A 13339-nucleotide genomic window follows, 5' to 3' on the forward strand; every position below is an offset into this window, starting at 1 on the left:
GGCGTGCGGGTGGCCCGCTGCACCGTCGAGCGATTGATGCGCGAAGCCGGGCTGCGAGGGCTGCTGCGTGACAAGTCGCCGCGCACGACCCGGCCGGCGGCGGAGACCGACCGGCCTCGTGACCTGGTGAAACGTGACTTCGCCGCGACGGGTGCGAATCAGCTGTGGGTCGCGGACCTGACCTACGTGCGCACCGCCGTGGGCTGGGTGTATGCCGCGTTCGTGCTGGACGTGTACTCCCGCATGATCGTCGGCTGGCAGGTGTCCACGTCGCTTTACACCGATCTGGCCCTGGACGCGCTGAAGATGGCGATCTGGCGCCGCCGGAATCAGGGCGCTGACCTGCAAGGACTCGTCCACCACTCCGATCGTGGAGTCCAGTATCGAGCGATCCGCTACAGCCAGCGGCTCGCCGAGGCCGGCGCTGTCGCGTCGGTCGGCTCGAAGGGCGACTCGTTCGACAACGCGATGGCCGAGGCGTTCAACTCCCTGTTCAAAGCTGAACTCGTCCGCAACAAGGGCCCGTGGCGTGGGCTCGACGACCTGGAGATGGCCACCGTCGAGTACATCGACTGGTACAACAACCGAAGGCTGCACGGCGAGCTCGGTCATATCCCGCCCGCCGAGTACGAGGCACTACACGCGATGACCCAGCAGGTCACCGCACCCCTGAAAACCAGCTAACCAACTCTCCACCAAACCCGGGGCTTGACACCTCAGGCTGGCCACCTTCCACAAGGGCTGAGTGCACGGTGAAGTGGCCATCGCGGAGATGGGGCCTCCTCTTCGGGGCCAGGCGTCTTCGGTCCACAGTGTGGTTACCTCATGGCCAGTTGATATCTCAAGTATTTGAAGATGTCTCGATGTATGCGGTTGATCACATCGAGTATTGCCGAGTATTCGCGTGGAAATGCCGGATTCGCCGTTCGATTGGGGTCTAGCTATCTATCGATCTTGAAACTTAGAGTTCCGAGGCTGCTGCGTGATGATCGGGGGACGCTGTGTGGCCAAGGATGCTGCCTGCCTGCCTGGTGGCGGGACTGACGTTTGCGGGGCTGGCCGTGCCGATGTCGGCTGCTCCGGCTGCCGCGGCGTGCAGTGATGTCGCTGCCACGGAGTCAGCTGCCGCTGAGCTGGCGACGAGTTGCGGCCGACCGGTGATTGTGGACGCCCTGCGGGACGAGTACTCGCAGGTGATCGCCCAGCCGGACGGCCGTATGACGTTCCAGTCGTCAGTGCTGCCGGAGCGGGTGCGGCGCGGTGCCGGCTGGGCGGACATCAACCTGGACCTGAGTCCAGGCAGCGATGGTCTTCTGCGGCCGGCCGCGTCGGTGGCGGACGTTGCGTTCTCCAATGGGGGTACGGCGCCGTTGGTGACACTGACCCGGGGCGGCCGGACGATGACCATGTCGTGGCCGGGAACTCTGCGGCCCCCTACTGTCGAGGACAACGCAGCCACGTACTCAGAGGTGCTGTTCGGCGTCGACCTGGTAGTGCGAGCGACCGAGACGGGATTCACCCACGTCCTAGTGATTAAATCGGCTGCGGCGGCGACGCAGTCCGCGGTACGGGAGATCCGTTTCGATCTGGGTGGTGACGCCGAGATCCAAGCCGTTGATGGCGAACTGCGGGCGATGAATGGCACCTCGCTGCTGGCATCTACCGCGCCTGCGAAGATGTGGGACTCGCGGACCACGGGCGCCATGGCGAAACAGTCAGCCCGGTCGACATCGGTGCAACAGGCTGCGCCGGCTTCGCCGTCGACGGATGAGGCTGCTGGTGATGCAGCCCGCGTCGCGCCGGTCTCCGTCGTACTGTCCGGCGGAGACCTCTTGCTGCGCCCGGACGAGGCGTTGCTGAAAGAGGCGGCGTTCCCCCTGTATGTCGACCCGACCTGGTCGATCGCCAAGGCGAAGTGGGCGTATTCGACAGACAACGGCTCGACGAACACCGACTACTCCACGGCCCGGGTCGGGCTGAACCCGGACACCGGTGCGCTGTACCGATCGTTCTTCCAGTTCAACACGACACTGAGCCAGTGGACGTTGATCGGCAAGTACATCAAGAGCGCACGAGTCGCCATGAAACTGGACCACTCCTCGTCGTGTGAGTTTACGCCGGCCTCGATGTACCAGACCTCGGTCATCGACGCGACGATGAAGGCCACCTGGTCGAAGATGTACCTGCTGAAATACCTGGCCAGTGCTTCCGGGCGCTCCAACGAAGCCGGCGGTTGCGGGGTCATCCAGGGCGACCAGATGATGAACTTCCAAGGAACCGCTGTTACGAAACTCGTGCAGGACGCGGCGACGGCAGGCTGGTCCGGCGTTACGGTGGGCTTCACCGCCAACGACTCCGCCGGCAACGGAGAGACGTGGCAAACGCGATGGAAGAAGTTCCTGCCGAACAACGCCATCATGTATGCCGACTACGACAGCAAACCTACGAAACCTACGTCGCTGCAAGTAGCAACGATGACCTGCGGCACCGAAACTTCTGCGATCACGATCGGCACGTTCACGCCGACGTTCTCGGCCGTTTTCAATGACCCCGACGGTTCTCAAGATACGTTGACCGGCGCCTTCGAGTGGATCGAAGTGCCGTCTGGTGGAATCGGAAAGGTCACGAGCGCGTGGCCCCGGTTGACAGCGCCACCGAACAAATACGGAGTCGACCCCGGAGACCGCGCGACCAGCACGACGGTCACTACCGTAAAAGGCAAGCGATACGCGTTCCGCGCCAAGGCCACGGACACCTACTCGCAGACCAGTGATTGGTCGGCCTGGTGCCAATTCTCCGTCGATACCACGGTGCCTCACGTGAGCGGGCGGGTGCTCACCGCAACGCCCATGCTGGGGCAAACGGTGAAAATCCGCCTCGAGTCGACAAGTTCCGATGTAAAGACGTTCAAGTACGGCTGGGACGGCCGCACCAAGCCCATCAACGCCTCTACGACGACTTCCACCGCCATACCGAAAGTCGCCGACATCGAGGTCACCGCACCGCGGCTGGGAACCAACATTCTGCTGATACAGGCGATCGACGGCACGCTGAATCAGGGCGATGGTGCGGTCGAGTTCGCCGTTGAGGTTTCACCCAACACCCTGCCGCCGGCCGCGCGATGGGCGCTGGAAACCAATCCCGGCCTGTCCGAGCAGCAAGCGCTCGAAGACAGCGTGCTGGCCCCTGCAGACCCGCTGAACGCCACCAACGTGACATGGCAGGACGGCATTCGCCTGACCGAGGCGCGAACCGCCACCTTCGACGGCGTCTCCTCGGCAGCGACCACTGAAGCCGCGGTGGTGAACACCGCCGAGTCGTTCAGCGTTGCCGCATGGGTGCGACTCGGGACAGCGGTACCCAGCACCAACGTCACGGTTGCCGCCCAGGGCGGAGATGACGCGGCTGGGTTCGAGCTGGGCGTGCGCCGCTCCGGCACCACACCTGCCTCCTACTGGTCGTTCGCCATGAAGGACACCAGCGCGCAATCCAGCACGGTCGTTGCCGCCCTCGCTCCGACAGCGTTGACCGCAAGCGACGTCGGCCGTTGGGTGCACCTCGCTGGCTCCTTCGACAAGGCGGAGAAGGCGATACGGCTGTTCATCGACGGCACGGAAGTGTCCGAGGTGAGCCGCACGGCCATCCCATGGCCGGCCACGAAATCGTTCACGGTCGGGCGTGGCTTCACCGGTAATGCCGCCAGCGGGTTCTGGAACGGATCGATCAGTGACGTCCAGGCCTTCAACAGAGTGCTGTTACTAGAGGACTTCCACGGGCGACTCGCGTCGGACAGCGAAACGGCGGGCTTCAGCCACCCCGGCATCGTGTCCCCCGTCCAGGTGGGCGGATGGGATTTCGAGACGGCGATGCGATGCAAGCACTCCGATCGCGCTGGTACCTGCCAGGCTCCTGATCGGACGACGGCCTGGGGCCGCTGGCTCGCCCTGACCCGCGGCGCCGACATCAGAGTCGGCCCCGATCTCAGGTGGAACGGATTGTGGCTCGACGACGAGTACTCCTTCCCCTCCGACAACAACGTGGCACCGGAGTCGGAGACCACGTCGGAGTATGCAAGGTCGGCGGTGAAACTCGGCACCGACATCGACGACGACGGCATTGAAATCACCCAGTGGGACGACCGGCAGGTACTGCGGACCGATCAGTCGTACTCGATCTCGGTGTGGGCCGCACCAGCCGCCGGTAAAACCGGCACCCACAGCGTCATCGCGCAGCGCGGCATCAACGAGAGCGCGTTCTCACTGCAGTACAACGCCGACACCAGCAAATGGGTGTTCGCGGTCGGATCGCAGGACACACCGAACGCGGCCCCCTCGACGGTCACCAGCCTCGAGTTGAGCAGCGACACCGCCACCACGCAATGGACTCACCTGACCGTCGTCTACGACGCCGGCGCCAAACAAGCCCGGATCTACATCAACGGCACACGGGCGGGCGACAAGGCCGTCCCAACGGCCCCGTTCAACGCCACCGGCCCGCTGCTGGTCGGGCAGACCTGGCACCACGGGGCCATGACCAACCAGTGGCACGGCGGCATCGACGACATCGCCGTCTACCAAGGTGCCCTGACCGACGCGGCAGCACATCTGCTGCACATGCAGCAGTTGCGCCGCGCCAGCACCGCTGAACCGACGGTGACCTCGTGAGTGACCGGCCCGACAGGACCCCTGCACAGCACAGCGACACCGACCGCATGTCCGCCAGCCCGTTGATGACCCTCAACGGAAGCCAGCCCGGAACGACACGATCCGGTCGACCGCCTTCCAGGACGGCACTCGTGAGCACGACGATTTGGGGAAACGAGCGATGATCAGGCACGCACGTCGTCTGCTACGGCACCATGGGCGCCGACTGTTCGTCAGTTCGATGGTCAACGTCTTGGTCATGTCAGGACTGGTCGTTCCCGTATCCGCCGCGGTAGCGGCCGAGCCACTGCGGCAGCCGACGCCGCCGCCGGTGGAAAAGCTCGACAACGACGGCGGCCCGGTCACCACGCGAGCCTGGGCACAAAAACAGATCCAAGACGCCCCTGCACCCGCGGCGACATGGCCCAAGCCGGTGACCGCCCGCATCGATCTCACCGCCGCCAGCACCCGAGCCGCCACCGCTACCACCCGCAAGGCCAAAGCAGGCGATCTGCCCATCTGGGTGGCCGATACTCCTGAAGCCAGCGGCACGCGCTTGTCCCGCCTCGACCTCGAGGTGATCGACCGCGCCACGCTGCCGGCGGAGTGGCGCGACAGCATGATGCTCAAGATGACCGCCCCTCAAGGCGCTGCCCCGGGAAAGACCCGGCTGTCTGTCGATTACCGCGGGTTCCAGAAGGCATACGGCGCCGATTGGGCCTCCCGGCTCCGGCTCTGGCAGGTACCGCGGTGCGCCCTCACCACCCCCACCGCGGCGGCGTGCCGCTCGGTCGCGCTGCCGTCGACCATCGACCAGATCACGGGCACGATCTCCGCGACGGTGGCGGTCGACGCCGCCCCCACCGCCACCGCGGCCGCCTCCTCCGTCGCGGCAACGGGTTCATTCGTGGCTCTCGCGGGTGCACCGACCGGCGAGTCCGGCGACTTCACCGCCACCACCCTCGCGCCCTCCTCGACATGGTCGGCAGGCGGTAACTCCGGTGCCTTCTCCTGGACCTATCCGATGCAGGTGCCGCCGGCCATCGGACTCTCCCCGACCATCTCCCTGGACTACTCGTCTGCGGCGGTGGACGGCCGCTCCGAGGTGACCAACAACCAGCCGTCCTGGATCGGCGAAGGCTTCGACTACACGCCCGGATACATCGAGCGCCGCTACGTTCCCTGCTACCAGGACTCCGACGAGAAGACCAACCCCAACAGCACCAAGAACAGCGGCGACCTGTGCTGGCGAACCTCCAACGCCATCCTGCACCTGGGCGGCACGAGCAGCGAGCTCATCTTCCAGGACGGCAAAGGCTGGCACCCGCGTGTCGAGGACGGCTCCAAGATCGAGAAGCTGCTCGGCGCCGCCAACGGCGACGGCGGCAAGACGGTCTTCGACGGCAACATCGGCGGCGAAGGAGCCCGCGACGGCGCGGGAGAACACTGGCGCGTCACCGACACCCACGGCACTCAGTACTACTTCGGCCTCGACGACCTGCCCGGCGAGACCGATCCCACCAACTCGACGCTGACCGTACCGGTGTTCGGCAACCATACCGGCGAGCCGTGCCACGCGAGCACCTTCATAGACTCCGACTGCGTTCAGGCATACCGCTGGAACCTCGACTACGTCACCGACGTCCGCGGTAACACCATGTCGTACTGGTACGGCAAAGAGACCAACAAGTACGCCCAGAACACCACCGACTCCGCCACCGCCACCTACGACCGGGCCAGCTACCTGACCCGGATCGACTACGGCACCTACGACCGGACAGCCGCCGTCCACGGCGTCACCGAACGCAACACCAACCCGTACGCCCAGGTCGTGTTCACCCCCGACATACGCTGCTTCACCAACTGCGGTACCGAAGCGGCCCCGACAACGGCGAACTGGAAAGACACCCCCTGGGACCAGGAGTGCAAAGCATCGGCCTCCACATGCCCCAGAAAATTTTCGCCGACGTTCTGGACCGCCAAACGACTCAAAACGGTCACCACCCGCGTCTGGGACACCACCGTCACTCCGGCGAAGTGGCAGGACGTGGACTCGTGGACACTCACCCACACGTTCTCCGCGACTGCTGACACCACCCACACCGGCCTCTGGCTCGCACAGATCGACCGCGCTGGCCTCGTCGGCGGCCGCGTGGACTCACCGCCGGTGACCTTCGAAGCGATCTCCAAACCCAACCGGGTCCTGACCGAGAACACCTCGACCGAGAACTGGCTGCGGATCGCCAGCATCGTTACCGAGACCGGCGCTCACATCAAAGTCGACTACTCCGACCCGGATTGCACCGCCGCACTCGTCGCCTCCCTACAGCCCCACACCAACACCCGCCGCTGCTATCCCGTCAAAGTTCCCGACAACGCCAATCCCGGCGGCGACGTCATGGTCACCGAATGGTGGCACAAGTACGTCGTCACCCACATCGCCGAAAGCGACCTGCGAGATGACGACGGCCATCCTGCGCCGACCAAAAACACCTGGTACCAATACGTCGGTGACGCCGCTTGGCACTACGCCGACGACGACGGCCTGATCGAGGCCAACCGCAAAACCTGGGACCAGTGGCGTGGCTATGACGAAGTCCGTACCAGCGTCGGTGACGAGGCGGACACCCGCACGTTGACCATCACCAAGTTCCTGCGCGGCATGCACGGTGACCGAGCCACACCCACCGGAGGCACCCGGCCCGTTCCTGTGTCCGCCTCGGTCGGCTCCGAGACGATCTACGACTACGACCAATTCGCCGGCCGCATCCTCGAACAAGCAACCTACAACGGCGTCATCGCCAAACCGGTCGCCAAGACGATCTATGTGCCATGGCGGTCCAACCCGACAGCCAGTCGCACCATCGTCGACGCCACCAAGTACGCCGACACGGTCGAAGCCCGCTACGTCGACACCCAGACCACCTATACGGCCACCGCACTCGGCACCGACGGCAGCCGCGGCTGGCGAATCTCCAGCAGCCACGACGACATCGACCACACCTACGGCACCGTCAACTGGTCACAAGACAACGGCGATATCAGCAAGACCGGCGACGAAAAATGCATCTGGAACGTCTATAACCGCAACACCGCCAAGAACTTGACCCGGATCATCAGCCGTACCGTGACCGCCGCTCTGGCCTGTGGCAAATCACCGGCCAGCACGGACGACATCATCGCCGACAGCCGGACCTACTTCGACGGTGCCACCAGTCTGACCACGGCGCCCGCCTACGGATCGCCGACCAAGACCGAAGAGCTCAAAGACTGGACCCCGGAAACCGGAACGGTATGGCAGGTGGTCTCCCAGGCCACCTACGACTCCGCCGGCCGCACCAGGACCACGACCGATATCAAGAACCAGGTCACCGAGACCACCTACACCCCAGCGGTCGGTGGGCCGCTCACCAAAACCACCGCTAAGAACCCGCTCGGCTGGACCTCAACGGTCGACACCAACCCCTACTGGGGCACGATCACCAAACAGACCGACCCGAACAAAAAGATCGTCAACGACGTCGACTACGACCCGGTCGGCCGCGTGGCACGGGTATGGAAGCTCGGCTGGCCCAGAGCCGCGAATCCCACCAAGCCGTCAGCACAGTACGAGTACACATTCGCGCCCAAGCGCGACGCCTACCCGTACATCAAGTCGCAGACCCTGAACGCCACCGGCAACTACGTCACCTCCTACCAGATCCTGGACGCACTGCTACGGCCACGACAGACCCAGACCCTGTCACTAGGAGGTAGCGGCGACCGCGTCGTCACCGACACCCTCTACGACGAATTCGGACGCGCCGCCACTGCCTACGGCGCCCACGCCGAGCCCGGCGCGCCCACCGGTGTCCTCTGGTGGGAACCGGAATGGTCCGTGACATCGGTCAGCAAGACCCACTTCGACCGGGCATCCCGCGCCACCGCCTCCGTGTTCCTCAGCGGCGACGGCATCACCAACCTGGTCGAGAAGCGGCGTACCACCACCGCCTACGAGGGCGACCTCACCAAGGTGACCCCACCGCAAGGCGGCACCCCCACCACCACAGTGACCGACATCCAAGGCCGTGTGACCGCCCTGCGCCAACACACCACCCCGACCGGTGTCAACGGCGACCACATCGCGACGAGCTACACCTACAACCGCAAAGGTCAGCAGACCAGAGTCGCAGACAGCGACGGCAACGAATGGACCAGCACCTACGACGTCAAGGGGCGCCTCGATGCCAGCACCGACCCCGACAAGGGCAACGTCGACTTCGTCTACAACGACTACAACGAGCTGATAAGCACCACCGACGCCCGTGGCGAAAAGCTTTGGTACAAGTACGACGCCCTCGGCCGCAAGATCCAAGTTCGTGACGACTCCTCAAGCGGACGGCTGCGCACTGCCTACCGCTATGACACCTACTTCGACGACACCCCCGGCGTCCGCGGACAACTCACCCAAGCCACCCGCTACGAATACAACCCCGCCGGCACGCCCAGCACCTACAAGTGGCAGGTAATCCGCTTCAACGAGCGCTACCAACCCACAGGCGTCGACTACGTCATCCCCGCCATCGAAACCGGCCTAGCCGGCACCTACAGCTACGCATACGACTACTCAACCGCCACCGGCGAACCGACAACCCTCTCCTACCCCGCCGGCGGCGGCCTGGTCACCGAGCAACTGACCACCCACTACGACGCCAGCACCGGCATGCCAGCCCGCCTCGACACCAGCCTGACCGGCTGGGAAGGCACCATGGCCACCGCCTACTTCACCGCCTACGGCGAAAGCACCGGCTCCGACTACAAGATGCCCAACGGACACTGGGCCAAAAACAGGATCGAGTACGAGGAAGACACCCGACGGGTCAAACGCACCACCGTCGAACGCCAAACGGTTGCCGGATTCGTATCCGACCGCAGCTACGAATACGACAAAGTCGGAAACATCACCGCCATCGAGGAGAAGCCGGTGACCGGTTCAAGCGAGAAGCAATGCTTCCGCACCGACGCCCTCGGCCGACTCAGCACCGCCTGGACCCCGAAACCCGAACTCTCCTGCACCACCGACCCCACCCTGGACAACCTCGCCGGCCCAGCCCCGTACTGGCAGGACTGGACCTTCAACGACACCGGCTCACGCACAACCGAAACCACCCACGCCACAACTGTCAACACCATCCGCGAATACACCCTGCCCACCGGCGACGGTAAGAAGACCAACCCCGCCCACGCCGTCCTGAGCATGACCACGACCACTGGCGAACAGTCGACCACGAACCACTATCGCTACGACGCCGCCGGCAACACGATCTGCCGCCCAGCCGCCAGCACCGCCACCAACGACTGCAGCACCAATGCCAACAGCCAAACCCTCAACTGGGACGCCGAAGGCGAACTTGCCGCCGTCACCGCAGATGGTCACACCATCGAGGCCAGTGTCTACGACGCCAGCGGCGAGCGACTCATTCGCCGCGACGCCAACGGCACCACGCTCTACCTCCCCGGCCAAGAGATCCGCCGAGAAGGCTCCACCAACACCGGCACCCGTTACTACAGCTTCGCGGGCGCCACCTTCGCCTCCCGCACCGCATCCTCCAGCATCACCAGTCTGACGTGGCTCTTCAGTGACCACCAAGGCACCCAACAGATCAGCATCAACGCCGGCACCCAAGCCGTCACCACCCGCCGCCAAACCCCCTACGGCGGCGAACGCGGACCCAAACAGCTCTGGGTAAACAACAAGAGCTTCGTCGGCGGCGACAACGACCCCACCGGCCTCATCAACATCGGAGCCCGTCGCTACGACGTCACCCTCGGCCGCTTCATATCCGTCGACCCCCTGATGGACCTCAGCGACCCCCAACAATGGAATCCCTACTCATACGCCAACAACAGCCCCATCACCTCCAGTGACCCCACCGGTCTCATCCGGCTAACCGAAGACGGCCGCGGGGGCGAGGTCATCAGTCCCAACGGAGGCGGAAAGGGAACCGGCGCCCCCCGAACGGTCGACGACTCCACCGGATCCGGGGGTAGCGACCGAGAAGTAGAAATCGACGACGTCAGTAGCTCTGACGAAGAAGTCTTCAGGAAGCGTGGCTACAACCGCAAAAGATTCACCTGGGCAGGACTAGCAGAGTTCGCCAGTCGAAGCACCGACAACTGGGTACTCGCCTGCATCCACTTCTACAGCCCACAAGACGCGAGCCCCTGCTCCGGCAAAAACCCCTTCGGCCCACGCCTCTCCAACGGAGAACAAGCCGTAGTCGTCGCAGCTCTCCTCGGTGGTTTCGTTGCGGCACCAGCTTGTGCAATTCTTGCGACAGCCTGTGTCTCCGCCGCCATCGCAGTGGCTGAAGGTGAAGCGGCCTTCTACACGGGCGGTGCGATGGTAGGTGGCGTGACGACCGGCGCGGTTGGGATCTGGGATCTATGGTCTTCAGCAAGAAAAGCAGCAGCTGCCGAAGGTAGCGTCGCGAAGGCTGCCGAGAGTGGTGCCGCGAAGGTGGCCAGAGAGGCATGCAGCTTCTCTGGCGATACCGAAGTCCTGCTTGCAGACGGCTCAGCAAAGCCACTCAACGAGGTGCAAGTCGGCGACGAAGTTCTCGCGTCTAATCCGGAAACTGGGGAGCATGGTCCCCGGAAGATTGAAAAGGTGTGGATCCATAATGATGATTTATACGCGCTGACCGTTGACGGGAAGCGCCTTATAACTACGGAGGATCATCCATTTTGGAATGAAACTGATAAGCGTTGGGAAGGTGCTGAGCAGATTGACTCGAGTGATCTAGTTCTGACGCTGACCGGTACAGAAAAAGTCGATGGATTCGACAGAACTGTCCATCAGTACGCCGCTTCCTATAATCTGACAGTAGCCGACATTCACACGTATTACGTGCTGGCTGGCGACACGCCCGTTCTGGTCCATAATGCTGGGTGCGACGAATGGGCTGCGGCATTTGTGAAGAGAAGTGGCGGCGAGGTTAAGACCTTTGTTGGCGCCGGCGGAGATAGATTCTCGATGGGTCCGTACAGGCCTAAGGGTCCCGGTACTCCCGAGCTTGGTGAGAGTTGGTTCCACCATACTGTGGTGCTCAAGGAGGGCAAGGTATACGATCAATGGCACAAGGACGGTATTGGAATTGATGAGTACAAGCAACGATTCGATTACTGGGAAGATATGGACTTTGGATTTTAATCATGGCCGAGTTGTTATCTGATTTTCTTCCTAAGCTGAAGAAGCATCACGGAATCTACGTGATGCGGAGGACTTATGAGGGCACTTGTGCCTTTTTGACAGGATACGAGGTTGGATCTGGCCACAGCACCCTTAAAGATTTTCACAGCTGGCTTGTTATGAGAAGGCAGGGTCGGCCGGAACTCTACTGGCCATTGCTCGTTCTGTGCGAAATTTATGAGGATGGTGCATTGCCTGATCTGAGGTACTTCACGCCCATGCAGGACGAAGAGGCTGTTGGCGTGCTCTTCCGATTGCTTGACGATTTTCTCGAGTCGTGCAGAATCTCAGGAAATGACAGCCCGGCGGGTTAGTGCTGCAGCGGCATTTAGCAGGTGTAACGAGCCTAATGAGTCCTGGGAGCGAGCCGTCCGGCAAGGCTCCTCGGTGGGCAGGTAGCCGCCGGCAGACGAGCACTCCTTGAGCCTGGGCGTGGAGCCCTTGGAAAAGATCGTGCCGCTGCTGGTCGGTGTAGAGAGTTGATCGCTGATGGGATGTCGTGCCCGTCCGGTTGCGGCGTGAGCACTTCTTCATTAGGTCGCTGATGGTTCTCTGCCTGGCTACCGATGGCGATCGGCGCGACAGGCGGGAGAGACGTTGCTGTTCATAGGTGATGACTGGGCTGAGGACCACCACGACGTTGAACTGATGGATGCGTCCGGTCGCAGGCTGGCGAAGGCCCGGCTGCCGGAGGGCATGGCGGGGATGGCCAGGCTCCATGCGATGGTCGGTCAGGCGCTCGGTGACGACATCGAGGCGGACGTCGTCGAGGTAAAGATCGGTATTGAAACCGATCGAGGCCCGTGGGTGCAGGCTCTGGTCGCCGCTGGGTACACGGTTTATCCGGTGAACCCGTTGCAAGCTGCCCGGTACCGGGAACGCCTCGCGCTGTCGGGAGCCAAGAGTGACGCTGCGGATGCGCACATGCTGGCCGACATGGCCCGTACCGACTCCCATCAGCTTCGCTCGATCGCTGGGGATAGTGCCGAGGCCGAGGCGGTCAAGGTGGTCACTCGGATGCACAAGACTCTGATCTGGGAACGGACTCGCGCGGTCCAGCGGCTGCGGCACGCGTTGCGGGAGTACTTTCCCGCGGCGTTGGAGGCGTTCGAGGATCTTGCCACCGGCGACACCCTGGAACTGCTGGTTAAGGCCCCTGACCCTGTCAGCGCCGCCCGGTTGAGCATCAGCCAGATCAGCGTGGCCCTCAAGCGTGCCCGCCGCCGCGGCATCCCGACCAAAGCTTCCGCGATCCAGACCGTGCTGCGTGCTGAGCAGCTCGCCCAGCCTGCCGTCGTCACCGCCGCCTACGCCGTGACAGTGCGTGCCCTGGCTGCGCTGCTGGACACGCTCAACGAACAGGTCAAGGCCCTGCAAGGGCAGGTGGAGGCGCATCTTGGCAGGCACCCGGACGCAGAGGTCATCGGGTCCCAGCCCGGACTCGGGACGATCCTCGGTGCCCGGG

The 13339-nt window shown here is 63.6% G+C and carries 5 protein-coding genes; all 5 read left to right on the forward strand.

What is annotated here, in order from left to right; translation table 11 throughout:
* The coding region (locus Aut01nite_RS42725) for an IS3 family transposase (protein WP_204037949.1) at positions 1-684 on the forward strand (684 nt) is incomplete at its 5' end.
* Between the two features lie 329 nt (positions 685-1013).
* A complete protein-coding gene (locus Aut01nite_RS42730; protein WP_052164217.1) occupies positions 1014-4664 on the forward strand; it encodes a LamG domain-containing protein in 3651 nt (1216 codons plus the stop codon).
* A gap of 238 nt (positions 4665-4902) precedes the next feature.
* The gene (locus tag Aut01nite_RS42735; protein ID WP_236642966.1) at positions 4903-11835 is read left to right on the forward strand and encodes an RHS repeat-associated core domain-containing protein; all 6933 of its coding nucleotides are present in this window, start codon (positions 4903-4905) and stop codon (positions 11833-11835) included.
* 2 nt (positions 11836-11837) lie between these two features.
* Positions 11838-12188 (forward strand): hypothetical protein, encoded by a 351-nt coding sequence (locus Aut01nite_RS42740; protein ID WP_152628939.1) that lies wholly within the window; start codon positions 11838-11840, stop codon positions 12186-12188.
* Positions 12189-12471: 283 nt separating this feature from the next.
* On the forward strand, positions 12472-13339 hold an 868-nt coding region (locus Aut01nite_RS42745; protein ID WP_043529220.1), incomplete at its 3' end, for an IS110 family transposase.

The organism is Actinoplanes utahensis (genome assembly GCF_016862455.1).
GTDB classification, from domain to species: Bacteria; Actinomycetota; Actinomycetes; order Mycobacteriales; family Micromonosporaceae; genus Actinoplanes; species Actinoplanes utahensis.